At 37.7% G+C, this 24399-nt stretch carries 24 protein-coding genes and 2 other annotated features (1 of these 26 only partly in view); of the genes, 20 read left to right on the top strand and 4 right to left on the bottom strand.

Annotated elements, in window-relative coordinates:
• Positions 1-56: a binding site (T-box leader), on the top strand (it extends 175 nt beyond the left edge of the window).
• A 69-nt stretch (positions 57-125) separates the two neighbouring features.
• From hisS to NHG49_RS22345, 3 genes are all read left to right on the top strand, one after another.
• On the top strand, positions 126-1397 hold the full coding sequence (hisS, locus tag NHG49_RS22355) for a histidine--tRNA ligase (protein WP_088048145.1): 1272 nt from the start codon (positions 126-128) through the stop codon (positions 1395-1397).
• A 12-nt stretch (positions 1398-1409) separates the two neighbouring features.
• Positions 1410-3185, top strand: a complete 1776-nt coding sequence (aspS, locus tag NHG49_RS22350; RefSeq protein WP_098102380.1) for an aspartate--tRNA ligase — start codon at positions 1410-1412, stop codon at positions 3183-3185.
• Positions 3186-3395: 210 nt separating this feature from the next.
• Positions 3396-4163 (top strand): tRNA threonylcarbamoyladenosine dehydratase, encoded by a 768-nt coding sequence (locus NHG49_RS22345; protein ID WP_000903181.1) that lies wholly within the window; start codon positions 3396-3398, stop codon positions 4161-4163.
• A 426-nt stretch (positions 4164-4589) separates the two neighbouring features.
• On the opposite strand, the gene NHG49_RS22340 is transcribed toward NHG49_RS22345, so the two are convergent.
• Both NHG49_RS22340 and NHG49_RS22335 read right to left on the bottom strand, forming a co-directional pair.
• Positions 4590-5231, bottom strand: a complete 642-nt coding sequence (locus tag NHG49_RS22340; protein WP_064474717.1) for an RsfA family transcriptional regulator — start codon at positions 5229-5231, stop codon at positions 4590-4592.
• A gap of 37 nt (positions 5232-5268) precedes the next feature.
• Positions 5269-6555: a replication-associated recombination protein A gene (locus tag NHG49_RS22335; protein ID WP_064474718.1), complete on the bottom strand. Its 1287-nt coding sequence runs from the start codon at positions 6553-6555 to the stop codon at positions 5269-5271.
• A gap of 292 nt (positions 6556-6847) precedes the next feature.
• On the opposite strand from NHG49_RS22335, the gene cymR reads away from it, so the two are divergent.
• From cymR to NHG49_RS22300, 7 genes are all read left to right on the top strand, one after another.
• Positions 6848-7264, top strand: coding sequence for a cysteine metabolism transcriptional regulator CymR (cymR, locus tag NHG49_RS22330; RefSeq protein WP_000704116.1), 417 nt, complete (start codon positions 6848-6850; stop codon positions 7262-7264).
• Positions 7265-7299: 35 nt separating this feature from the next.
• The gene (locus NHG49_RS22325; RefSeq protein ID WP_064474719.1) at positions 7300-8445 is read left to right on the top strand and encodes a cysteine desulfurase family protein; all 1146 of its coding nucleotides are present in this window, start codon (positions 7300-7302) and stop codon (positions 8443-8445) included.
• A 16-nt stretch (positions 8446-8461) separates the two neighbouring features.
• On the top strand, positions 8462-9577 hold the full coding sequence (gene mnmA, locus NHG49_RS22320; protein WP_064474720.1) for a tRNA 2-thiouridine(34) synthase MnmA: 1116 nt from the start codon (positions 8462-8464) through the stop codon (positions 9575-9577).
• 110 nt (positions 9578-9687) lie between these two features.
• Positions 9688-10347 (top strand): tetratricopeptide repeat protein, encoded by a 660-nt coding sequence (locus NHG49_RS22315; RefSeq protein ID WP_064474721.1) that lies wholly within the window; start codon positions 9688-9690, stop codon positions 10345-10347.
• Between the two features lie 96 nt (positions 10348-10443).
• The gene (gene recD2, locus NHG49_RS22310) at positions 10444-12780 is read left to right on the top strand and encodes an SF1B family DNA helicase RecD2 (RefSeq protein ID WP_154131316.1); all 2337 of its coding nucleotides are present in this window, start codon (positions 10444-10446) and stop codon (positions 12778-12780) included.
• 127 nt (positions 12781-12907) lie between these two features.
• Complete coding sequence (locus NHG49_RS22305) at positions 12908-13096, top strand: hypothetical protein (protein WP_000469281.1); 189 nt, start codon at positions 12908-12910, stop codon at positions 13094-13096.
• A gap of 18 nt (positions 13097-13114) precedes the next feature.
• Positions 13115-13243: a YrzQ family protein gene (locus NHG49_RS22300; RefSeq protein ID WP_001053553.1), complete on the top strand. Its 129-nt coding sequence runs from the start codon at positions 13115-13117 to the stop codon at positions 13241-13243.
• Between the two features lie 35 nt (positions 13244-13278).
• Here NHG49_RS22300 and NHG49_RS22295 read toward each other — a convergent pair whose 3' ends face one another.
• Positions 13279-13491, bottom strand: coding sequence for a hypothetical protein (locus NHG49_RS22295; RefSeq protein ID WP_000242555.1), 213 nt, complete (start codon positions 13489-13491; stop codon positions 13279-13281).
• 176 nt (positions 13492-13667) lie between these two features.
• Between NHG49_RS22295 and NHG49_RS22290 the strand changes: the two genes are divergently transcribed.
• Positions 13668-14735, top strand: coding sequence for an AI-2E family transporter (locus NHG49_RS22290; protein ID WP_064474723.1), 1068 nt, complete (start codon positions 13668-13670; stop codon positions 14733-14735).
• A 38-nt stretch (positions 14736-14773) separates the two neighbouring features.
• Here the strand turns inward: NHG49_RS22290 and NHG49_RS22285 are convergent, their stop codons facing one another.
• Entirely contained in the window at positions 14774-15118 is a 345-nt protein-coding gene (locus tag NHG49_RS22285) for a PH domain-containing protein (protein WP_064474724.1), read from the bottom strand.
• Positions 15119-15329: 211 nt separating this feature from the next.
• Positions 15330-15549, top strand: a binding site (T-box leader).
• Positions 15550-15589: 40 nt separating this feature from the next.
• On the opposite strand from NHG49_RS22285, the gene alaS reads away from it, so the two are divergent.
• From alaS to udk, 9 genes are all read left to right on the top strand, one after another.
• Complete coding sequence (alaS, locus tag NHG49_RS22280) at positions 15590-18232, top strand: alanine--tRNA ligase (RefSeq protein ID WP_098102382.1); 2643 nt, start codon at positions 15590-15592, stop codon at positions 18230-18232.
• Positions 18233-18308: 76 nt separating this feature from the next.
• Positions 18309-18575 carry an IreB family regulatory phosphoprotein gene (locus NHG49_RS22275; protein WP_000348590.1) on the top strand — a complete coding sequence of 89 codons (267 nt, stop codon included), beginning with the start codon at positions 18309-18311 and terminating at the stop codon, positions 18573-18575.
• A 3-nt stretch (positions 18576-18578) separates the two neighbouring features.
• A complete protein-coding gene (gene ruvX, locus NHG49_RS22270) occupies positions 18579-18992 on the top strand; it encodes a Holliday junction resolvase RuvX (protein ID WP_001221204.1) in 414 nt (137 codons plus the stop codon).
• A gap of 12 nt (positions 18993-19004) precedes the next feature.
• Positions 19005-19283, top strand: coding sequence for a DUF1292 domain-containing protein (locus NHG49_RS22265; protein WP_000392245.1), 279 nt, complete (start codon positions 19005-19007; stop codon positions 19281-19283).
• A gap of 219 nt (positions 19284-19502) precedes the next feature.
• Positions 19503-20573 (top strand): endolytic transglycosylase MltG, encoded by a 1071-nt coding sequence (mltG, locus tag NHG49_RS22260; RefSeq protein WP_064474726.1) that lies wholly within the window; start codon positions 19503-19505, stop codon positions 20571-20573.
• A gap of 202 nt (positions 20574-20775) precedes the next feature.
• Positions 20776-21417 (top strand): O-methyltransferase, encoded by a 642-nt coding sequence (locus NHG49_RS22255; protein WP_154131317.1) that lies wholly within the window; start codon positions 20776-20778, stop codon positions 21415-21417.
• 7 nt (positions 21418-21424) lie between these two features.
• Positions 21425-22354, top strand: a complete 930-nt coding sequence (locus NHG49_RS22250; protein ID WP_064474727.1) for a peptidase U32 family protein — start codon at positions 21425-21427, stop codon at positions 22352-22354.
• Positions 22355-22372: 18 nt separating this feature from the next.
• Positions 22373-23653, top strand: coding sequence for a peptidase U32 family protein (locus NHG49_RS22245; protein ID WP_000217969.1), 1281 nt, complete (start codon positions 22373-22375; stop codon positions 23651-23653).
• Between the two features lie 17 nt (positions 23654-23670).
• Positions 23671-24309, top strand: coding sequence for a uridine kinase (gene udk, locus NHG49_RS22240; RefSeq protein WP_000537083.1), 639 nt, complete (start codon positions 23671-23673; stop codon positions 24307-24309).
• Positions 24310-24399: the final 90 nt, after the last annotated feature.

The raw sequence follows: 24399 nt of genomic DNA, 5'->3' as shown, positions 1-24399 counted from the left end.
AAGCATACGTGCTTCAATTAGGGTGGCACCACGGGTATAATACTCTCGTCCCTACTGTTCAAACAGTAGAGGCGGGAGTTTTTTTATTTTTATTAAGATTAAAACAATTTGAGGAGGAACTGAATATGTCTATTCAAATCCCACGCGGAACGCAAGATATTCTTCCAGGTAGCGTTGAGTTATGGCAGTATATCGAAGGGCAAGCACGCGAAATTTGCCGTCGTTACAACTATAAAGAAATTCGTACACCAATTTTTGAACACACGGAGCTATTTTTACGTGGTGTTGGTGATACGACAGATATCGTACAAAAAGAAATGTACTCATTCCAAGATCGTGGAGAGCGCAGTTTAACATTACGTCCAGAAGGTACTGCACCTGTTGTACGTTCTTACGTTGAAAACAAAATGTTCGGTGATGCAACACAACCAACGAAATTATACTATATCGGTCAAATGTTCCGTTACGAAAGACCACAAGCAGGTCGCTATCGTCAATTCGTACAATTTGGTATTGAAGCAATCGGTAGTAACGATCCTGCAATTGATGCAGAAGTAATTGCACTTGCTGTAGAGTTTTACCGCGGCATGGGCTTAAAAAATATTAAAGTTGTATTAAACAGTTTAGGTGATGCAGCGAGCCGTCAAGCGCACCGTGATGCGTTAATCGCACACTTTGAGCCACGTATCGGCGAGTTCTGTTCTGACTGTCAATCTCGTTTAGAAAAGAACCCTCTTCGTATTTTAGATTGTAAGAAGGACCGTAACCATGAATTAATGGGAACAGCACCATCTATTACAGAATACTTAAACGAAGATTCGGCAGTATACTACGACAAAGTTCAAGAATTATTAACGATGATGGATGTTCCGTTTGAAAAAGATCCGAACTTAGTACGTGGTTTAGACTACTATCAACACACTGTTTTTGAAATCATGAGTGAGGCAGAAGGTTTCGGTGCTATCACTACATTAAGCGGCGGCGGCCGTTATAACGGGCTTGTACAAGAAATCGGTGGACCAGAAATGCCAGGTATTGGTTTTGCGATGAGTATCGAACGTTTAATTATGGCGCTAAAAGCTGAAAACATCGAATTACCAATTGAACATAGTATTGATTGCTATGTTGTAGCGCTTGGTGAAAAAGCGAAAGACCATGCTGCAAAAGTTGCGTTTGATCTTCGTAAAGCTGGATTATCAGTTGAAAAAGATTATTTAGACCGCAAAATGAAAGCACAATTTAAATCAGCAGATCGTCTAAAGGCGAAATTTGTAGCTGTATTAGGGGAAGATGAGCTAGATAAAGGTATCATTAACTTGAAAAATATGGCAACAGGCGAACAAGAAGAAGTAGCATTAGATGTATTTGCTTCATACGTAGCAGAGAAATTAATATAGGGGGAACTTACAGTGGCTGAAAGAACACATGCATGTGGAAAAGTAACAGTAGAAGCAGTTGGACAAACAGTTCAATTAAAAGGTTGGGTACAAAAACGCCGTGATTTAGGTGGATTAATCTTTATAGACTTACGCGACCGTACAGGTATCGTGCAAGTTGTATTTAACCCAGAAACATCAAAAGAAGCGTTAGAAATAGCAGAAACTATTCGTAGTGAATACGTATTGCACGTAGAAGGTACAGTTGTTGAGCGTGGTGAAGGCGCAATTAATGACAATATGGCAACTGGTCGTATTGAAGTACAAGCAACGAAAGTAAACGTATTAAATGCAGCAAAAACAACGCCAATCATTATTGCTGATGATACAGATGCATCAGAAGATGTGCGTTTAAAATATCGTTATTTAGACTTACGTCGTCCTGCAATGTTTAACACATTCAAAATGCGTCACGACGTAACGAAAACAATTCGTAACTTCTTAGACACAGAAGAGTTCTTAGAGGTGGAAACACCAATTTTAACGAAGAGTACACCAGAAGGAGCTCGTGACTATTTAGTACCAAGTCGTGTACATGATGGTGAATTCTATGCGTTACCACAGTCTCCACAATTATTTAAACAGCTTCTTATGGTCGGCGGATTTGAGCGTTACTATCAAGTAGCACGTTGTTTCCGTGATGAAGATTTACGTGCAGACCGTCAACCAGAATTCACGCAAATTGATATCGAGGCTTCATTCTTAACACAAGATGAAATTTTAGATATGATGGAGCGCATGATGACGAAAGTTATGAAGGATGCAAAAGGTGTAGAAGTGAGTGCACCATTCCCTCGTATGAAATATGCTGATGCAATGGCTCGTTACGGTTCGGATAAGCCAGATACACGCTTTGAAATGGAACTAACAGACCTATCTGAATTTGCTGCAGGTTGTGGCTTTAAAGTATTTACAAGTGCTGTAGAAAGCGGCGGACAAGTAAAAGCAATTAATGCAAAAGGTGCTGCGAGCAAATATTCTCGTAAAGATATCGATGCATTAACTGAATTCGTGAAAGTATACGGTGCAAAAGGTCTAGCTTGGCTTAAAGTGGAAGAGGACGGCTTAAAAGGACCGATTGCAAAATTCTTCGGTGAAGAAGATGCAAACGTGTTAATGACTACGTTAGAAGCTACCGCTGGTGACTTATTACTATTCGTAGCAGATAAGAAAAGCGTTGTTGCAGATAGCTTAGGTGCACTTCGTTTACGTCTAGGTAAAGAGCTTGAGTTAATTGACGAAAGTAAATTTAACTTCCTATGGGTAACGGATTGGCCACTTCTTGAGTACGATGAAGATGCAGATCGTTACTTCGCGGCTCACCACCCATTCACAATGCCATTCCGTGAAGATGTTGAGTTATTAGAAACGGCACCAGAAAAAGCACGTGCACAAGCATATGACCTTGTATTAAACGGTTATGAGCTTGGTGGTGGATCACTTCGTATTTACGAGCGTGACGTACAAGAAAAAATGTTCAAAGCACTTGGATTCTCACAAGAAGAAGCACAAGAGCAATTCGGATTCTTATTAGAAGCATTCGAATATGGTACTCCACCACACGGCGGTATCGCATTAGGTTTAGACCGTCTTGTTATGTTACTTGCAGGCCGTACGAACCTTCGCGACACAATTGCATTCCCGAAAACAGCAAGCGCAAGCTGCTTATTAACAGAAGCTCCAAGCCCAGTTGCAGAAGCTCAGCTTGAAGAGCTAAGCTTAAAATTGAGCGTGAAAGAACAGAAGTAAGAGAAGTAAAAATAAGGTCTAGATGGTTATACTAATACCATCTAGACTTTTTTAATGGATAATTGAGAGAAGAGGTAAAGCGCGGTTTACACTATGCTTTCCTTCTCGAAATATGTATTTTTAGGAATTCTATAACTTTTTCTATACAAATAGTCGGAAAAACGCTAGAATACATGATAGACCATTTTTGTAATAGGAGTGTAGAGCTGAATGTTACATCAATTTTCACGTAATGAATTAGCCTTCGGTAAAGAAGGACTTGAAATATTAAAAAATAGTACAGTCGGTATTTTAGGAATTGGCGGCGTAGGGTCATTTTCGGCAGAGGCGTTAGCACGTTCTGGCGTAGGACGTCTCGTATTAGTTGATAAAGATGTTGTAGATATTACAAACGTAAACCGTCAAATTCACGCGTTAGTATCTACTGTAGGACGTTCAAAAGTAGAATTAATGAAAGAGCGTATCGCAGACATTAATCCAGAGTGTGAAGTAATTGGACTAGAAATGTTTTATACTGATGAAACATATGAAGAGTTCTTCAAACATGGATTGGATTTCGTAGTAGATGCATCTGATACGATTACGTTCAAAATTCATTTAATTAAACAGTGCTTACGTCGAAAAATTAAAATTATCTCATGCATGGGTGCAGCAAATAAAATGGACCCAACTCGTTTCCGTATTGCGGACATCTCTAAAACACATACAGATCCAATTGCGAAAGTAATTCGTACGAAGCTTCGTAAAGATGGTATTAAAAAAGGTGTAAAAGTTGTCTTCTCTGACGAAAACCCAATCGTAATTCGTGAAGAAGTACGTAAAGAAATCGTACCAGACGAAAATGCAAAAATTCGTAAAGCGAAATTACCACCTTCATCAAATGCATTCGTACCATCTGTGGCAGGCCTAATTATGGCAAGTCACGTTGTACGTGAACGTATTAAAAACGTTGAAGTGAAGCGTGTAGGACAAGAATAAAGTAAAAGCATGTATCCATTTCGGATATATGCTTTTTTATATGTATTAAAGAAATATGGATATTTGCAATACTAATAATTCGAATGTAAGTAATCCTAATAAAGAATAATCGTATTTATCCGACTTATAGGCGGAAGTCTTTTTTAAACTCTGAATGGTAAAAAGTCCTAATGTTAGAACGAGAATACCGAGTGTTATTTTGAAGACTATTAATGAAATAGCGACCATCTCCTTTCAAACATATATCTTTATAGCAACATTCAAGTGAGGAATATCCAATTATCACCTGACGTTTCTTTGTGTGAATTTGAGGTTTATTGTTGTCAATTTTTGCTGATAAATCTATGTAACTTTATTTAACAATATATTTTTACCGAAGAAAAAAGATGCCACACAGTCAGAAACCCCGACTAGGTGACATCCTTTTTAATTTTCTGCAGAATATATAATATCTAAATTTCCATTTTGATCTGTCTTGAAAATTGGAGCGATCTGTTCTTCTTGTTCTTCAACTGAAACGAGTTTTCGAGCACGGTCCATAATTCTAACAAGCATTGCGTAATCTTCTTCGATTGCTTGTTGTTTTTTTGAGAGTACCGCTAATTTTGCTTCAAGTTCATGATTTGTTTTTTGCAGGGAAGTGAGCTGAGCTTGTAATACATCATTTTCAGTTTGTAACTTTGCGAGTGAAGGATTATTGTGCTCCAAGTTTTGCAAAAATGAAATGACACTTTGCATGGTAAGATCCTGTTTACTTAGCGTAATATCTTCAGAAAACTCGGCATCGATTACGAGTTGTTTCGTTTTCGTGAAATGCTCTTTTTCTATTTTAGCTTCAGAGCGTTTTAATTCTTTCCGTTGTTTTTTTGCAAGTTGCACCGCATCTTCGTAATTCGGTCGTACTTCAGCATTCCATCTAAAGCCGCAAGCTGCGGAAGTACGGTTCAATGTATCGCCGACTTCATCGAATGCTTTTATTTGTGTGCTACCGCTGCGAATATGTCGTAAAACAGTTTCTGCTAAAAGGAGATCGTCTTCTTTTGTCCATGCATCTTGACGTGTTTTCATAAGCGAAGCCTCCATAATGGTGACGTTTTCGCTTATGTTACCCTTTATTTTTCGTTTTATTCGAACTTTGTAATCTTTCATATACAGTAGAAAGTACTTGCTCAAATTTCCCTGTCGTTTTCGGTTTATAATATTGTTTGTTTTTTATTTTATCAGGTAAGTATTGTTGTTGTACCCAGCCATTTGGATGGTCGTGTGGGTATAAGTATCCAATGCCTCTTCCAAGTGATTCTGCGCCTTTGTAATGACTATCTTTTAAATGACTTGGAATGTCGCCTGTTTGACCGTTGCGTAAATCGTGTAAGGCAGCATCAAGTGCTTTATAAGCTGAGTTTGACTTTGGTGATAAGCAAAGCTCGATAACAGCATTTGCAAGTGGTATGCGTGCCTCCGGGAATCCAACTCGTTCCGCTGATTCTATAGCTGCTAGTGTACGCGGTCCGGCTTGTGGGCTAGCAAGTCCGATATCTTCATATGCCATAATAAGAAGACGTCTACCAATGCTTTGTAAATCACCAGCTTCAATAAGACGTGCTAAATAATGAAGTGCTGCATTTACATCACTTCCGCGCACCGATTTTTGAAATGCCGATAATACGTCATAATGAGCATCACCGCCTTTGTCGTGAACGAAGCTCTTTTTTTGCAAGCATTCTTCTGCAATTTCTAGCGTAATTACCGCAGCTTTTTCGTCCGTTGTAAAGCTAGATAAAACAGCTAGTTCAAGTGCATTATAAGCAGAACGCATGTCTCCACCAGATGCATTTGCAAAGTGATGTAATGCTTCAGGCGTAACCGTTACATCATATTCACCGAGACCTTTTTCTTTATCTTCAAGTGCTCGTTTTAAGCCAATTAAAAGATCCTCTTCTGTTAATGCGTGTAATTCGAAGATTTGACAACGACTTCGAATAGCAGAATTAATAGCATGGAACGGATTACTCGTTGTTGCACCGATTAAGGTAAGGAGTCCGCTTTCTAAATGAGGTAATAGAAAATCCTGTTTTGCTTTATCTAGACGGTGTACTTCATCTAAAATTAAAACGAGGTGTCGATGCATCTTTGCTTCTTGTACGACAACTTCCATATCTTTTTTATTATGAGTAACAGCGTTTAATAGGCGAAAAGGGGTTCCAGTACTTCCTGCAATTGCGCTCGCAATGGATGTTTTTCCTGTGCCTGGAGGGCCGTATAAAATCATAGATTGAAAATGATTTGCTTGGACCATTCGCCATAAAATTTTTCCTTCACCAACTAAATGTTGTTGTCCGATAATTTCTTGAATATTTGTAGGGCGCATTCGATGTGCGAGTGGCTGTTTCATTTTTACCGTCTCCCTTAATGTATAATCTCTTTCTATCGTATCATTTTTTTTAGTGGAATTTGAAATAGGATGCTGTTTTGTGGGAAAAATGAATATAAATATTTTCATTTTTCTTTCAATTGTAATAATTTCCGAGTTTTTCAATGTGATTTTATGTTATCATTTTGATACACAAGTTGAAATTTCTTATAATACTATATTATGCTATAATTTCATAGGATTTTAAATTGTGTTCTTTTATAAATAAGATATAACCAATAGAAGTGAAAATTTGAAAAGAGGTGCAAAATAGATGAAGATTTCAACGAAAGGCCGCTACGGCTTAACAATTATGATCGATCTTGCAAAAAAGTTTGGTGAAGGTCCAATTTCCTTAAAATCAATTGCGCAGGCACATGATTTATCGGAACATTACTTAGAGCAATTAATTTCACCACTTCGTAACGCTCGTCTAGTAAAGAGTACGCGTGGGGCATATGGCGGATATGTATTGTCTGATCAGCCAGCTAACATTACAGCTGGGGATGTAATCCGTGTATTAGAGGGTCCGATTAGTGTTGTAGAAATGATAGAAGAAGAGGAACCGGCACAACGCCAATTATGGATGCGTGTTCGTGATGCGGTGCAAGAAGTATTAGATAGTACAACGTTAGAAGATTTAGTACGTTATGAGGAAGAAAATCACGGGGGCTATATGTTTTACATTTAATTCCTTGTGAAACGATTTGGAAAGAAGGAGATTTAATGGAACGCATTTACTTAGATCATGCTGCGACATCTCCGACTCACCCAGAAGTGGTCGAAAAGATGATTCCATATATGACAGAAACATTCGGGAACCCGTCTAGTATTCACTTTTATGGACGGCAAACGCGCCATGCAGTAGATGAGGCGAGACGCGCGGGTGCACGTAGCATTCATGCGAATCCGAATGAAATTATATTTACGAGCGGTGGTACAGAAGCTGATAATTTAGCACTTATAGGTGTAGCACGTGCGAACCGTCATAAAGGTAACCATATTATAACGACGCGAATTGAACATCATGCAATTTTGCATACGTGTGAATTGTTAGAGCGCGAAGGGTTTGAAGTGACATATTTACCTGTCGATGAAACAGGACGCGTTCAAGTTTCTGACATACAAAATGCATTAACAAAAGAGACGATTCTCGTATCCGTTATGTTTGGGAATAATGAAGTCGGGACGATGCAACCAATCGCGGAAATAGGGAAGTTGCTAAAAGAGCATCAAGCTTATTTTCATACAGATGCGGTACAAGCTTACGGATTAGTAGAAATAGATGTGAAAGAGTTCGGCATTGATTTATTATCGATTTCAGCTCATAAAATTAATGGACCAAAAGGTGTAGGGTTCCTATACGCTGGTGCAAATGTGAAATTTGAACCGTTATTAATAGGCGGGGAGCAAGAAAGAAAACGCCGTGCTGGTACTGAAAATGTACCGAGTATCGTTGGTTTGCAACATGCAATTTTGCTAGCTGAAAAAACTCGTGAGCAAAAAAATGCCCAATATGAAGAGTTTAAAGATATAATGGTATCTGTCTTCAAAAATGAAGACATTACTTTCGAGGTAAACGGAAACTTAGAATATCGCTTACCACATGTGCTTAATATCAGTTTTACAGGAATGAACATTGAACCGTTCCTTGTGAACTTAGACTTAGCTGGCATTGCAGTGTCAAGTGGTTCGGCGTGTACAGCTGGTTCGATTGATCCATCACATGTATTAGTAGCGATGTTCGGAAAAGACTCCGATCAAATACGTTCATCCGTACGCTTTAGTTTCGGACTTGGAAATACGAAAGAGCAAATTGAGAAAGCGGCGTACGAAACAGTGAAAATCGTGAAGCGATTAACACAAAATTAGCATGGGAGGTGACATGATGAACAAACTACCTCAAGAAACACGCGTTGTCATCGGGATGTCCGGTGGCGTCGATTCATCTGTAGCAGCTCTTTTATTAAAAGAGCAAGGTTATGATGTAATCGGAATTTTTATGAAAAACTGGGATGATACAGATGAGAATGGTGTCTGCACAGCAACAGAAGATTACAATGATGTAATTGAAGTGTGTAACCAAATTGGCATTCCATATTATGCAGTAAACTTTGAAAAACAATACTGGGATAAAGTATTTACGTACTTCCTAGATGAGTACCGAGCTGGTCGTACACCGAACCCAGATGTAATGTGTAATAAAGAAATTAAATTTAAAGCATTTTTAGAGCATGCGATTGCGCTTGGTGCTGATTATGTAGCGACAGGTCATTATGCACGCGTTGCTTATATGGACGGCGAATATAAAATGCTTCGCGGCGTTGATGATAATAAAGACCAAACGTATTTCTTGAATCAATTAAGCCAAGAGCAATTATCAAAAACATTGTTCCCGTTAGGTGAATTAAAGAAACCGCAAATTCGTGAAATGGCGACAGAAGCTGGTTTAGCGACAGCGGCGAAGAAAGATAGTACTGGTATTTGCTTTATCGGTGAGCGTAACTTTAAAGATTTCTTAAGCAACTATTTACCAGCGCAACCAGGTGTGATGCAAACATTATCTGGTGAAGTGAAAGGGAAGCATGACGGTTTAATGTACTATACAATTGGACAACGTCATGGCCTTGGTATTGGTGGTAACGGTGATCCGTGGTTTGCTGTTGGGAAAAATTTGAAAGAAAACATTTTATATGTTGATCAAGGATTCCATAACGAACTTCTATATGGTGATGAAGTTATTGCTACGAATATCGGCTGGGTAAGTAATGAAGCGAAAGAAAAAGAATTTAAGTGCACAGCGAAATTCCGTTATCGTCAAGAAGACAATAAAGTAACGGTTCAAATCGTTGATGAAAATACAGTTCGTATTCTTTGTGACGAGCCAATTCGTGCAATTACACCAGGACAAGCAGTTGTTTTCTATGATGGAGATGAGTGCTTAGGCGGTGCTACAATTGATGAAGTATATCGTAGTGGTAAGAAATTGGATTATTTAGGATAAAATGAGAAGCCTCTGCCGATTAGCGGTTAGAGGTTTCTTTTACATAAAGCGAATTTTCGTTCGCTTGGAAAATACATTCTTTGTTATAATTTGTTGTAGAGGTGAAGGACATGTCAAACAAACTTGAAACAGGTATTCAATATATGCAAGAAGGAAACTGGGAAGAAGCTGCTAAAAATTTCACAGAAGCAATCGAAGAAAATCCGAAAGATGCGCTTGGGTACATTAATTTTGCGAACTTATTAGATGCACTAGGTGATAGTGAAAGAGCAATTTTATTTTATAAACGGGCATTAGAATTAGATGATAAATCTGCGGCTGCTTATTATGGATTAGGAAATGTGTATTACGGTCAAGAGCAATTTACAGAGGCAAAGGCTGTATTTGAACAAGCGATGCAAGCGGGATTACAATCAGCTGATGTAACATTTATGTTAGGTATTACACATGTGCAACTTGGAAATGATCGTCTTGCACTGCCGTTTTTACAAAGAGCAACAGAATTAGATGAAAACGATGTAGAAGCTGTGTTCCAGTGCGGACTTTGCTTTGCACGTTTAGAACATATTCAAGAGGCGAAACCTTATTTTGAAAAGGTATTAGAAATGGATGAAGAGCATGCAGATGCGTATTATAATTTAGGTGTTGCGTATGTATTTGAAGAAAATAACGAGAAGGCTCTTACTTTATTTAAGAAAGCAACTGAAATTCAGCCAGATCACTTTTTAGCTGGTAATGGTGTTCGTTTATTGGAGCAAGAAGCTGAATAAGATGAAAATATAGTTTAATGGGTAGTTATCCCTCATCTAAATAGGTGGGGGATGTACTGCTCATTAAAGTGAAACGAACCGGAAAGGAGAGGAAAGATGGGAAATCAACATGCAATGGATTTGTTTGAGGAAGAGAAAAAGTTTATAAAAGCGCAAGTTCTTCATACCATTTTCCACAACGAAGAAAACCTCTATTCCGTTGTCAGTATGAAAGTCATTGAGACGAATGAAACGTACGATGAAAAAAAAGTGATGATAAACGGTCATTTTCCCCGCATGCATGAAGATGAAGTGTTTACATTGACAGGGCATTTTAAAGACCATCCGAAGTATGGGAAACAATATTTAGTTGAAACGTTTAAGAAAGAATTGCCACAAACAAAAGCTGGTATGGTGCAATATTTAGCGAGTGATTTATTTAAAGGGATAGGAAAGCGTACAGCTGAAAAAATTGTGGATCATCTTGGGGAACATGCCATTTCTAAAATTATGGATGATCCGGATGCGTTAAATGGTGTTGTCAATAAGCAAAAAGCGCAAGAAATATATGAGACAATTGTTGAACATCAAGGATTAGAGAAAGTAATGAGTTTTTTAAATGGTTACGGTTTTGGAACGAAGCTTTCTATTAAGATTTACCAGCAATATAAAGAGATGACATTAGAAGTGATTCGTAATAATCCATATCAGCTTATTGAAGAAGTGGACGGGATTGGTTTTGGACGAGCGGATGATATAGGACGTGCGTTAGGGATGTCAGGTAATCATGATGACCGTGTACGTGCGGGATGTTTTTATACGTTAGAGAATGTTTCACTGCAGCTCGGCCATGTTTATATGGGGAAAGATCAACTTGTAAGAGAAACGATGTCACTTTTAAATAATCAAGAAGATAGAGTGACTGAGGAAGATATTATAGGTTGTGTTGAAATGATGCAAAGTGAAGGGAAAGTCATCATTGAAGAAGGACGAGTGTATTTAGCGTCGTTATTTTACTCTGAAAAAGGTGTTGTAAAGTCTATTCGCAGGCTTATGAATCAAGAGGAAACCCCTTCATTTCCTGAAGCAGAAGTGTTAAAGACGTTAGGTGAAATTGAAGAACAGCTGAAGGTGCAGTATGCACCGTTTCAGCAAGAAGCAATTCAAACGGCACTTCATAAGCCGATGATGTTATTGACAGGTGGACCAGGAACGGGGAAAACAACAGTTATTAAAGGAATTGTTGAAATGTACGCATCCTTGCATGGTGTATCATTAAATCCGAATGAATACAGTGATGATAATCCATTTCCGATATTATTAACGGCTCCAACAGGAAGAGCAGCGAAGCGAATGAGTGAATCTACCGGGCTCCCTGCTTGTACAATTCATCGTCTGCTTGGTTGGACGCCAGAAGGGTCTTTCCAGCGTAATGAAACCGATCCAGTTCAAGGGAAGTTACTCATTATTGATGAGTTTTCGATGGTAGATATTTGGCTTGCAAATCAGCTGTTTAAATCATTGCCGACTAATATTCAAGTTATCGTTGTAGGTGATGAAGATCAATTACCATCTGTAGGACCTGGACAAGTGTTGAAAGATTTATTGAATGCAGGTGCAGTTCCAACAGTAAAGCTTACTGAAATTTATCGTCAAGCGGAAGGCTCATCTGTTATTCAACTCGCTCATGCGATAAAAAATGGAACGCTCCCGCCAGATTTAGCGCAAAATCAAAAAGATCGTTCATTTATCGGCTGTACAGGAGCTCAAATTGTTGAGGTTGTTAAGAAGGTTTGTGAAAATGCTAAGACAAAAGGGTTTAGCGCAAGAGATGTACAAGTACTGGCCCCGATGTACCGTGGACCTGCCGGCATTAATGTACTAAACGAAGCGTTGCAAGAAGTGTTTAATCCGAAAAGGGAAAAGAGTAAAGAAATTGCTTACGGTGATGTTGTATACCGAAGAGGCGATAAAGTACTGCAACTCGTTAATCAGCCGGAGAGCCAAGTGTTTAATGGTGATATCGGAGAAATTGTTTCGGTGTTTTATGCGAAAGAAAATGTTGAGCAACAGGACATGATTATCGTTTCATTTGATGGAATCGAAGTAACGTATACAAAGCCGGATTTAAATCAAATTACCCATGCATATTGCTGCTCGATTCATAAATCACAAGGTAGTGAATTTCCAATAGTTATTATGCCGATTGTAAAGAGCTACTACCGTATGTTACGTCGTAATTTAATTTACACGGGCATTACAAGGAGTAAGAAATTCCTTATTATTTGTGGGGAGGAAGCGGCTTTTCAATCCGGTGTAAATCGCCTTGATGATGCAATGCGTCAAACGACTTTAGCTGGTCGTTTGCAAGAATCACAAGGAGAAGTACAGATGGTAACAGTTAATGGCGAAGAAATGGACGTGGAAAACATTTCACCGTATGATTTCATGTAACAAGGTGAAATTATATAGTGAAACTTTCAAACGTATAACGTTGAAAGGCTCCAGCAATGTATAAATGAATGCGGTTTGGACATAATGGCGAATAGAATCTGGGAGACTGTAAGGAGATGAAAGCCATATGTTCATTTGTCCAAATTGCAAAGGGAAAGACATTGGGAAAATAGGTGTCAACCAATTTTATTGCTGGAATTGTTATATCGAATTATCGGTTTCAAAGGGGAAAATCCATACACATCAAGTAGAGGAAGATGGTTCATTAAGCTCTCTTGATGATTTATTTGATGAGAACGAAAGAACGATCGGATAACGAAAAGGGGGATTTACTTTGAATCTACGCAATTCATTAATCGCATTAGGTGTTGGAGCTGCAGCATATCAATATGCTCGCAAGCAAGATGTATTTTCAAAACGCAATATGAAAAAAGCACGTAAGATGATTAAATCTTATCTATAAGCGTAAAAAACTCCCTTCATCATAAGGGAGTTTTTTTATGCACTTGTATGCAAATATAAAAGTCCGATTTCAGAGAAGAGATAAGATAGGCCGTAACATCCAACGCCAAGCATTCCGTAATGAAATAATTGCTTCGCCCTTTCTTTTCGTGAGGAACGAATAAAGAAACCTTTCCAAATACCAAATCCGATACAAACCCATTCAAGAATCATAAAAAGTGCTGATAATACGAGCATAAATAAAACCATTATGAGCCCTCCTGATTATATTGTTTCATGCTGCGTTCTCAGGGGTGGTTGTCCTTATTATGTTATGTATATGTACGTCTTTACAAAACAGTATGGTCTGCACGAAAAGATTTTAAAACTTTTGCACATAACCTAACCTATTTATTTTCAAAATAAAGGTGGAGGAGGTTTTTCGTGTGAAGAATCTTAAAATCATTTGGATATATCGTTTAGGGTTATTGTTACTTGTATTTCTTTGTTTGCTTGTCTTTTTAAAAATTAAGCCGCTATGGGCACCGATTATCTTTGTATTTAAAGTGGCAATTACACCGTTTCTTATTGCGTGTTTTATTGCGTATTTATTGCATCCTTTAATTGAAAAAATTCATAAAGAAGGGATGCCGCGCACACTCGCTATTTTGCTTATTTACATCCTTTTCTTTGGTGGGATTGGTTATGGAATTTATAAAGGAACGCCAATTGTTATTAAGCAATTACAAGAGATTAATGAACAATTTCCGCAGTTTACAAAAATGTATGATTCTTGGATGGATGGCGTTACGGAACAAACAGCGAACTTCCCGTCCTTTATTCATGAAAAGGTGAAACAAATTTTTGGTGGAGTAGAAACGAAGATACAATCACTTTTAAATAAAGTGATGAGCACAGCCCGTGGCGTATTGGACTCGTTGCTTATTATTTTTTTAATACCGTTCATTGTATTTTACATATTAAAAGATTACGGTGAGTTTTATAATATTTTTTGGAAACTAGTCCCGAGTAAGTGGCGTAGTACAGGGCAAATGCTGGCGAAAGAAATTGATAAGTCACTCGGAAGTTATATTCGAGGACAGTTATTTGTTTGCTTAGTATTAGGGGGAGTATCTGTTCTTTCTTTTTGGTTTATCGGTATGAAATATCCATTATTACTCGGCATTATTATTGGGGTAACGGATATAATCCCGTACTTCGGTCCTATTTTAGGGGCGATTCCGACATTGATGATTGCGGCAACGGTATCAACGAGTTTACTCATTAAGGCGGGAATTACGATTGCTATTTTGCAATTTTTGGAAAGTAACATTTTATCACCTTACATCGTTGGTAAGTCACTTCGTATGCATCCTGTTATTATTATGCTTGCATTATTAGTTGGGGGAGAAGTGGCAGGAATTGTAGGGTTATTAATATCAGTTCCTGTTTTAGCGGTCATTCGTACGGTGATCGTTCATGTAAGGCCTCTTTGGAAAAAAGAAGATGTGTAATATGATAGCCCTCTGCTTATAAAAGTAGAGGGCTATCATTATTTAGAGAGTTGCTCGTGTATTTGTTGAACGAGAGAGCTTACATCATTTGTTTGAATATGTTTTATTTTTTTCCATTCATTATCGTACATAAATATAATTTGATTGCTGAAAAGACGCTTTTGCACTTTTAGATTAGAAATGTTTGCAAAAGAGTACTCTTCAAATATTGGGTTCTTACTTACATCTGGTCCATAAAAGAAGAGCCGTTTGTTTGTTAAAATTAACAGTCCTGGTCTTGCAACGGAACGATAAATAAATATATTTAATGAACATGCAGTGTAAAATAATATCGTTTCGTCAGTCGTTAATATGTTTTTAGCCTTGTTCAATAAAGTTGTCATTTTGCTCGCTTCTTTATTATTGATAATTTAATTATAACAAAAATATAATATTCCGAAAAAAATATAGAGGTAGTACAATTTATTAATAAATGCATAATATATGGAAAGGCTGTTAAGAATGAATAGTAGAATAACTATGGTTAATGCAATATAAATGATTATCTACATTGACAAACTTAAGAGAATTCTATTATATTTAGTCATATAATACATTAAATCAATGACGGAAAAAGTACGTTACAGTCCATTTATAGAGAGAAGCTTCCATATGGCTGAAAGAAGCTTTAAATGAAGGGTAACAGAAAGCTAATCCTGAGAGCAGCTAATCACTGCCGTCTTGCCACGTTACGGCACCATGAGGTGATGAATTGATTGTTATAATAATCAATTCATAATTAGGGTGGTATCGCGAGTTAACTCTCGTCCCTTTTATAGGGGCGGGAGTTTTTTATATTTAAGGAGGAAAATACAATGAAACAACTAACAGGCGCACAAATTCGTCAAATGTTTTTAGACTTTTTCCAAGAAAAAGGACATGCAGTAGAACCTAGTGCATCACTAGTTCCGCATGAAGATCCATCTCTGTTATGGATTAACAGTGGTGTAGCGACATTAAAAAAATATTTTGATGGACGTGTAATCCCGCAAAATCCACGTATTACAAATGCTCAAAAATCAATTCGTACAAACGATATTGAAAACGTAGGGAAAACAGCTCGTCACCATACATTCTTTGAAATGTTAGGAAACTTCTCAATCGGTGATTACTTTAAAGAAGAAGCAATTACTTGGGCTTGGGAATTCTTAACGAGCGACAAATGGATCGGATTCGATAAAGAATTACTATCAGTTACAATCCATCCAGAAGATGAAGAAGCATTCACAATTTGGAATGAAAAAATGGGTGTTCCAAAAGAGCGCATCATCCGTTTAGAAGAAAACTTCTGGGATATCGGTGAAGGACCAAGCGGACCGAATACAGAGATTTTCTATGACCGCGGAGAAGCTTATGGTAATGACTTTAGTGACCCAGAATTATATCCAGGCGGAGAAAACGAGCGTTACTTAGAAGTATGGAACCTTGTATTCTCTCAATTTAACCATAATCCAGACGGTTCATATACACCGCTTCCTAAGAAAAACATCGATACAGGGATGGGTCTAGAGCGTATGACATCTATCGTTCAAGATGTACCTACAAACTTTGACACAGACTTATTCATGCCGATGATTGGCGCAACAGAATCAATTTCTGGTGAGAAGTATCGTAATGGTGACTTAGAAAAAGATATGGCGTTTAAAGTAATTGCTGACCATATCCGTACAGTAACATTTGCTGTAGGTGACGGTGCTCTTCCATCTAACGAAGGCCGTGGTTATGTATTACGTCGTTTATTACGCCGCGCGGTTCGTTATTCGAAGAAATTAAACATCAACCGTCCATTCATGTTTGAATTAGTGCCGGTTGTTGGAGAAGTAATGAAAGACTTCTACCCAGAAGTACTTGAAAAGAAAGATTTCATCGCAAAAGTTGTGAAAAACGAAGAAGAGCGTTTCCATGAAACACTTCATGATGGGGAAGCAATTTTAGCTGAAGTTATCACAAAAGCAAAAGAAGAAAAAACAACTGTTATTTCTGGAGTAGATGCGTTCCGTCTATATGACACATACGGTTTCCCGATTGAATTAACTGAAGAATATGCAGAAGAAGCTGGTATGACAGTTGATCAGGAAGGCTTTGAAAGTGAAATGGAAAAACAACGTGAGCGCGCACGTGCAGCTCGTCAAGACGTTGATTCTATGCAAGTTCAAGGCGGTGTCCTTGGAGAAGTGAAAGTAGCGAGCGAGTTCGTTGGTTACGGTACAGTTGCAACAGAAAGTAACGTTGTTGCACTTGTGAAAAACGGCGAATACACAGATAGCTTACAAGCTGGTGAAGAAGGGCAATTAATGCTTGATGTAACACCATTCTATGCTGAGAGCGGTGGACAAATTGCAGACCGTGGTTATCTTCTTGCTGACGGCGTGAAAGTACTTGTAAAAGACGTACAAAAAGCACCAAATGGTCAAAACTTACACAAAGTTGTTGTTGAAGAAGGTACATTAACGAAAGATGCGGCTGTGAAAGCTATTATCGACACGAAAAACCGCAGTAGCGTTGTGAAAAACCATACAGCAACTCACTTACTACACCAAGCATTAAAAGACGTACTTGGAACGCATGTTAACCAAGCAGGTTCTCTTGTAACTTCTGAACGTTTACGCTTTGATTTCTCTCACTTCGGTCAAGTACAAGCTGACGAATTAGAAAAAATTGAGCGTATGGTAAACGAGAAAATTTGGGAAAGTATTGATGTTGAGATTTCTCAAAAAGCAATTGAAGAAGCGAAAGAAATGGGCGCAATGGCATTATTCGGTGAAAAATATGGTGATGTTGTACGCGTTGTACAAGTAGGCGATTACAGCTTAGAGCTTTGCGGTGGTTGTCACGTTGATAACACAGCTTCAATCGGTATTTTCAAAATCGTTGCTGAGTCTGGTATCGGTGCAGGAACGCGTCGTATTGAAGCAGTAACTGGTAAATCTGCATACGAATTAATGAACGATCAAGTAGGTTTATTAAAAGAAGCAGCAGGAAAAATGAAAACAAATCCGAAAGATATTTTAACAAGAGTGGATGGTTTATTTACTGAAGTAAAACAACTTCAAAAAGAAAACGAATCTCTTGCTGCAAAATTAAGCAATATTGAAGCTGGAAACTTAACTGATTCAGTAATGACAGTTGATGGAGTAAACGTATTAGCAGCGAAAGTAAACGTTGCAGATATGAACAACTTACGTACGATGATGGATGACCTGAAAAATAAATTAGAGTCTGCAGTTGTCGTATTAGCGTCTGTAAATGATGATAAAGTAAACATCTTAGCTGGCGTAACGAAAGATTTAATTAGCCAAGGTTACCATGCTGGTAAACTTGTGAAAGAAGTAGCTTCTCGTTGTGGCGGCGGCGGTGGTGGCCGTCCTGACATGGCTCAAGCAGGTGGTAAAAACCCAGCGCAAGTTGAGGAAGCTTTAGCATTTGTACAAGAGTACGTTAAATCTGTTTCAAAATAAAGAGATAGTAGTGTACAATGGTAGGGAGAGGAGAAGTTCTTCTCCCTATACTTACTATATAAGTGAGGTGCTTGAAATGGACGGTTTTGATAAAACAATGAAGTTTAGCATTCAAGATGAAAAACAGAGTGTCCATGTAAATGATGTACTTTTAACTGTGTATGATGCACTTCAAGAAAAAGGCTATAATCCGATTAACCAAATCGTCGGTTATTTATTAAGTGGAGACCCAGCATACATACCTCGCCATAAAGATGCACGAAGCATCATTCGCAAGCTTGAACGTGATGAGTTAATTGAAGAGCTTGTGAAGTCGTACTTGAAACATCATCGTGAGGAGTAGTTTATGCGGATATTAGGTTTAGATGTAGGTACAAAAACAGTCGGAGTTGCAATGAGCGACGAAATGGGCTGGACAGCGCAAGGGCTGGAAACAATCAGGATTAACGAAGAACGAGGCCACTTTGGTTTTGACCGTATTTCTGAGTTAGTAAAGCAGTACAATGTGGACAAAATAGTAGTAGGTTTACCTAAAAATATGAATGGTACAATTGGCCCACGTGGTGAAGCGTGCCAGCAATTTGCAGAAAACCTGCGAAATCTGTTACAATTAGAAGTTGTAATGTGGGACGAGCGTTTGTCAACGATGGCAGCGGAACGTCTGCTCATTTCAGCTGATGTGAGTCGTAAGAAGCGAAAACAGGTAATCGATAAGATGGCTGCAGTCGTAATCTTACAAGGGTTTTTAGATAGTAAATAAGAGGTGACCAAAATGGAAGAAAATCAAATTACAATTGTAGACGAAAAAGGTAACGAACATTTATGTGAAATTATTTTCACTTTTGATGCTGAAAAATTTGGCAAAAAATCATACGTAGTCTTCTCTCCAATCGGTGAAGTAGACGAAGATGGAGACCCAATTTATGATGCAATGGCTTATGAGCAAAATGAAGAAGAGGGCGGAAGTTTACTTCCAATCGAATCTGAAGAAGAGTGGGAAATGGTACAAGAAATGTTCAACACTCTAGCTGATGAGCAAGAAGCTGAATAATAAGTACTGAAAAGGTGGACGACATATAGTCCATCTTTTTTTATATGTAAAATGAAAGATTTTTTGTCGAAACTGTGTAATCCTTTGTAGTATAATGAGACGGATTGTAGAAAAATAAAGTGTCTATCTAAAAAAGATAAATAATTTTATTGTGTTTTTATATCGTGTTGTGTAGAAAGATATACATACGGTCTACAATTTAATTGAGGAGGAAGAGTGTTGATAGAGAATCAAGTGAAAAAAAAGCGTAGACGTCTTTTTTTATTTTCGATTATTGCACTGCTTTTAGTTTGTGGTTCAGTCTATGCGTATATTTCATCCGCATTAGGACCAGTTGATAGCGGGAATAAAAAAGAGGTTGAAGTAGAAATTCCAAAAGGATCATCTACTAGTAAAATTGGTGAGATTTTAGAAGAAAAAGGTGCTGTGAAAAACGGTACAGTTTTTAGTTTTTATACAAAGGCTAAATCGAAAAATTTACAAGCGGGTACATATTTATTAAATCCTTCAATGAGTGCCTCAGATGTTATTGAACAAATGTCATCTGGTAATGTACATCGTCCAGCTCTTTATAAAGTGACGATAAAAGAAGGTGCACAAGTAACTGAAATTGCAGAAACGGTTGCAAACGAATTAAAGTGGAATAAAGATGATGTCGTACGTCAATTAAACGATAAAGCATTTATTCAAAAAATGCAGCAAAAGTATCCGAAGTTGTTAACGGATAAAATCTTTGATAGCAATATTAAATACCCATTAGAAGGTTATTTATATCCTGCGACGTACTCTTTCTATAAAAAAGATACGACGTTAGAAGAAATTATAATTCCAATGCTTGAGAAAACGAATGCAATCATTGTTCAAAACGAGGCGAAAATGAAAGCGAAAAACTGGGATGTTCATCAGCTTTTAACATTGTCTGCACTTATTGAAGAAGAGGCAACAGGCTTTACAGATCGTCAAAAAATCTCTAGTGTCTTTTATAATCGTTTGGAAAAAGGTATGCCCCTGCAAACTGATCCAACGGTATTATATGCACTTGGAAAGCATAAACAACGTGTATTATACGAAGATTTAAAGATAAACTCACCGTACAATACGTATGTTGTGAAAGGATTGCCAGTTGGTCCGATTGCAAACTCTGGTAAACATTCAGTGGAGGCGGCGTTAGAACCTGCGCAAACAGATTATTATTATTTCTTAGCTGCACCAACTGGTGAAGTGTACTATGCGAAAACATTGGAAGAGCATAATGCATTAAAGCAAAAATATATTACGAAAAAACAGTGAAATGGGGAGGGATAGCGAAAAAGGTCGCACATCCCTCTTTTTTGTGGTAAAATATATCGGGTTAAAAACTGGCAGAAGAATCGTTTTTAATATCAAAACGGGACGTACAAGCTAAGGGTGAAACTGGCTTGTATTTTTATTGCATTCTATGTGTGAAAAGACGTCATAGAGGCACTTCTCCATGTAAATAAGGAGGACCATTATGGAGGATGCAGTTAACGAGTACCTATTATCATTTATTGATCCAAAAGATAAATTAATTCTTGAAATGGAAGATTATGCGAAAGAAAATCATGTGCCGATTATGGATCGACTTGGAATGGAATTTATGTTGCAATTTTTACGTTTAATTGGACCAAAAAGCATTTTAGAGCTTGGTACAGCAATTGGTTATTCTAGTATTCGTATGATGCAAGCTATTCCAAATTCTCACATTGTGACAGTTGAACGCAATCGCGAGCGATATGAAAAAGCACTTGAATATATAGAATGTTCACCAGTTAAAGAGCGTATTTCCGTTATTTACGGTGATGCGTTAGAAACAGGCGAGCAAGTAGAAAAACATGGAACGTTTGACGTTATTTTTATTGATGCAGCAAAAGGACAATATCGTCGCTTTTTTGACTTATATGAACCGTTATTAAATCCTGGTGGCGTAATTATTTCAGATAATGTTATGTACCATGGCCTTGTAACGACAAAAGAGAAAATTGAAAACAGACGTACACGTGGTTTAATTCGTCGTATTAAGACGTACAATGAATGGCTTATGAACCATGAAGGATATGATACAACGATTTTCCCAATTGGTGATGGAGTAGCTGTTAGTAAAAAGAAAGGGTGACCAAGGTATGAAGAAACCTGAATTGTTAGTAACGCCAAAAGCAGTAGTGGATATCGAACCTCTTGCGAAAGCAGGAGCAGATGCGGTAATGATCGGTGAGCAAAAGTTCGGTTTACGTTTAGCAGGGGAATTTTCACGTGAAGATGTGAAACAAGCTGTGAAGATTGCGCATGAAAATGGTATAAAAGTATACGTAGCAATGAACGCTATGTTCCACAATGATAAAGTAGAAGAATTAACAGAATATGTTGCATTTTTAAACGAAGTAAGTGTAGATGCAATTGTTTTCGGAGATCCAGCAGTATTAATGGCGGTCCGAGAAGTAGCGCCAAATATGCAATTGCACTGGAATACAGAAACAACAGCAACAAACTGGTTTACTTGTAACTACTGGGGACAAAGAGGAGCAAAACGAGCTGTATTAGCTCGTGAGCTTAGCTTAGATGAAATTGTTGAATTAAAAGAAAATGCTGAAGTGGAACTTGAAGTACAAATTCACGGTATGACTTGTATGTTCCAATCGAAGCGTTCCTTAGTAGGAAACTACTTTGAGTATCAAGGACGTAATCTTGACATTGAAAAGAAAAAATATGAAGAGAATATGTTCTTATATGACCCAGAGCGTAACAATAAATATCCAATTTATGAAGATGAAAATGGTACTCACATTATGAGTCCAAACGATATTTGTTTCATCGATGAGTTAGAAGAACTAATTGACGCTGAAGTCGCTAGCTTAAAAGTTGATGGTGTACTAAAAAGCTCTGCATACATTATTGAGGTAACGAAGAAATATCGTAAAGCAATTGATTTATGTGTAGAAGATCGTGATGCGTATTATGACGTGAAAGACGATTTATATAAAGAGATAGAAGAAATGCAACCAGTAAATCGTCCGTTAGATACAGGATTCTTCTTTAAAGAGACGGTTTACTAAACGAGGAGGGTGTAGGAAATGACTGTACAAGAAATTTCACGAGTAATCGATGGCAAACGCGTTATTGTGAAGAAACCTGAACTGTTAATCCCTGCGGGTAACTTAGAAAAATTAAAAGTAGCTATCCATTATGGGGCAGATGCTGTATATTTAGGTGGACAAGAATTTGGTCTTCGTTCGAATGCAGGTAACTTTACACTGGAAGAAATGGCAGAAGGTGTTGAATTTGCAAAGAAATATGGAGCAAAAATATATGTAACAACAAATATCTTTGCACATAATGAAAATATGGACGGGCTAGAGGAATATTTAAAAGGGATTGAAAAAGCTGGCGTAACGGGAATTATCGTTGCTGATCCGCTTATTATTGAGACTTGTAAACGTGTAGCGCCTTCTGTTGAAGTGCATTTAAGTACACAACAATCACTATCCAACTGGAAAGCAGCACAGTATTGGAAAGAAGAAGGTTTACATCGTCTTGTATTAGCCCGTGAAGCAAGCTATGAAGAAATGAAAGAAATTAAAGAAAAAGTGGATATTGAAATTGAAGCATTCGTCCATGGTGCAATGTGTATCGCATATTCAGGCAGATGTACGTTAAGTAACCATATGACAGCACGTGACTCTAACCGTGGTGGTTGTTGTCAATCTTGCCGTTGGGACTATGATTTAGTTCAAACAGTATCACAACATAAAGATGCAAAAGAGCTTCCTCTATTCCAAGAAGAAGATGCTCACTTTGCAATGAGTCCAAAAGACTTAAATTTAATTTTATCAATTCCGAAAATGATTGAAATTGGAATTGATAGCTTAAAAGTTGAAGGACGTATGAAATCAATTCATTACGTAGCGACTGTAGCAACGGTATACCGTAAAGTAATTGATGCGTATTGTGCGGATCCGGATAATTTTGAGTTTAAACAAGAATGGTTAGATGAGCTTGATAAATGTGCAAATCGTGATACAGCTCCCGCATTCTTTGAAGGGGTTCCAGGACATCAAGAGCAAATGTTTGGAAATCATAGTAAGAAAACAACGTATGATTTCGCTGGTTTAGTGTTAGATTATAATGAAGAAACGGGCATTGTAACGATTGAGCAACGTAATCATTTCAAACCAGGACATGAAGTCGAGTTCTTTGGACCAGAAATAGAAAACTTTACGCAGACGGTGGAGAAAATTTGGGATGAGGATGGAAACGAATTAGATGCAGCGAGACATCCGTTGCAAATCGTGAAATTCAAAGTGGATCAACCAGTGTATGTGAATAATATGATGCGCAAAAGCATACTTCAATAAGAAAGAGTGATAGTCGAATGGGGACGAATAAGCCTGTTGTAATTGGAATTGCTGGTGGTTCGGGATCAGGTAAAACGAGTGTAACGAAAGCGATTTTTGACCATTTTAAAGGTCATTCTATTTTAATCTTAGAGCAAGATTATTATTACAAAGATCAAAGCCATTTACCAATGGAAGAGCGTTTAAAAACAAATTATGATCATCCGCTTGCGTTTGATAATGATCTGTTAATTGAACATTTGCAGCAGTTGCTTGCATATGAGCAAATTGATAAGCCTGTATATGACTATACATTGCATACGCGTTCAGAAGAAGTTATTCCAGTTGAGCCGAAAGATGTAATCATTTTAGAAGGAATTCTTATTTTAGAAGACCCACGTCTTTGTGAGTTAATGGACATAAAGCTATTCGTTGATACAGATGCAGATCTTCGTATTTTACGCCGCATGCAGCGTGATATTAAAGAGCGCGGTCGTACGATGGATTCAGTAGTTGATCAATACGTAAGTGTTGTACGTCCAATGCACAATCAATTTATTGAGCCTTCTAAGAAATTTGCGGATATTATTATCCCTGAAGGTGGACAAAATCATGTTGCAATTGATATTATGGTGACAAAAATTGCAACAATTCTTGAACAAAAAGTAAATTTGTAATAGCATAGTAAAAGATATACGATAGGAAGGGATTTTTTCCCTTCCTATCGAATACAATGAAACATGCAACCTCATCTATATATAGGTGAG

The organism is Bacillus sp. IBL03825 (genome assembly GCF_024712505.1).
Taxonomy (GTDB): Bacteria; Bacillota; Bacilli; order Bacillales; family Bacillaceae_G; genus Bacillus_A; species Bacillus_A wiedmannii.
Note: the sequence above shows the minus strand (reverse complement) of the source record. Positions and strands in the feature narration are given on the sequence as shown.

Excerpts from the sequence above, each read along its gene's own strand:
- hisS (WP_088048145.1), top strand. The coding sequence starts at position 126 with ATGTCTATTCAAATCCCACGCGGAACGCAAGATATTCTTCCAGGTAGC.
- NHG49_RS22345 (WP_000903181.1), top strand. The coding sequence starts at position 3,396 with ATGTTACATCAATTTTCACGTAATGAATTAGCCTTCGGTAAAGAAGGA.
- NHG49_RS22340 (WP_064474717.1), bottom strand. The coding sequence starts at position 5,231 with ATGAAAACACGTCAAGATGCATGGACAAAAGAAGACGATCTCCTTTTA.
- NHG49_RS22335 (WP_064474718.1), bottom strand. The coding sequence starts at position 6,555 with ATGAAACAGCCACTCGCACATCGAATGCGCCCTACAAATATTCAAGAA.
- cymR (WP_000704116.1), top strand. The coding sequence starts at position 6,848 with ATGAAGATTTCAACGAAAGGCCGCTACGGCTTAACAATTATGATCGAT.
- NHG49_RS22325 (WP_064474719.1), top strand. The coding sequence starts at position 7,300 with ATGGAACGCATTTACTTAGATCATGCTGCGACATCTCCGACTCACCCA.
- mnmA (WP_064474720.1), top strand. The coding sequence starts at position 8,462 with ATGAACAAACTACCTCAAGAAACACGCGTTGTCATCGGGATGTCCGGT.
- NHG49_RS22315 (WP_064474721.1), top strand. The coding sequence starts at position 9,688 with ATGTCAAACAAACTTGAAACAGGTATTCAATATATGCAAGAAGGAAAC.
- recD2 (WP_154131316.1), top strand. The coding sequence starts at position 10,444 with ATGGGAAATCAACATGCAATGGATTTGTTTGAGGAAGAGAAAAAGTTT.
- NHG49_RS22305 (WP_000469281.1), top strand. The coding sequence starts at position 12,908 with ATGTTCATTTGTCCAAATTGCAAAGGGAAAGACATTGGGAAAATAGGT.
- NHG49_RS22295 (WP_000242555.1), bottom strand. The coding sequence starts at position 13,491 with ATGGTTTTATTTATGCTCGTATTATCAGCACTTTTTATGATTCTTGAA.
- NHG49_RS22285 (WP_064474724.1), bottom strand. The coding sequence starts at position 15,118 with ATGACAACTTTATTGAACAAGGCTAAAAACATATTAACGACTGACGAA.
- alaS (WP_098102382.1), top strand. The coding sequence starts at position 15,590 with ATGAAACAACTAACAGGCGCACAAATTCGTCAAATGTTTTTAGACTTT.
- NHG49_RS22275 (WP_000348590.1), top strand. The coding sequence starts at position 18,309 with ATGGACGGTTTTGATAAAACAATGAAGTTTAGCATTCAAGATGAAAAA.
- ruvX (WP_001221204.1), top strand. The coding sequence starts at position 18,579 with ATGCGGATATTAGGTTTAGATGTAGGTACAAAAACAGTCGGAGTTGCA.
- NHG49_RS22265 (WP_000392245.1), top strand. The coding sequence starts at position 19,005 with ATGGAAGAAAATCAAATTACAATTGTAGACGAAAAAGGTAACGAACAT.
- NHG49_RS22255 (WP_154131317.1), top strand. The coding sequence starts at position 20,776 with ATGGAGGATGCAGTTAACGAGTACCTATTATCATTTATTGATCCAAAA.
- NHG49_RS22250 (WP_064474727.1), top strand. The coding sequence starts at position 21,425 with ATGAAGAAACCTGAATTGTTAGTAACGCCAAAAGCAGTAGTGGATATC.
- NHG49_RS22245 (WP_000217969.1), top strand. The coding sequence starts at position 22,373 with ATGACTGTACAAGAAATTTCACGAGTAATCGATGGCAAACGCGTTATT.
- udk (WP_000537083.1), top strand. The coding sequence starts at position 23,671 with ATGGGGACGAATAAGCCTGTTGTAATTGGAATTGCTGGTGGTTCGGGA.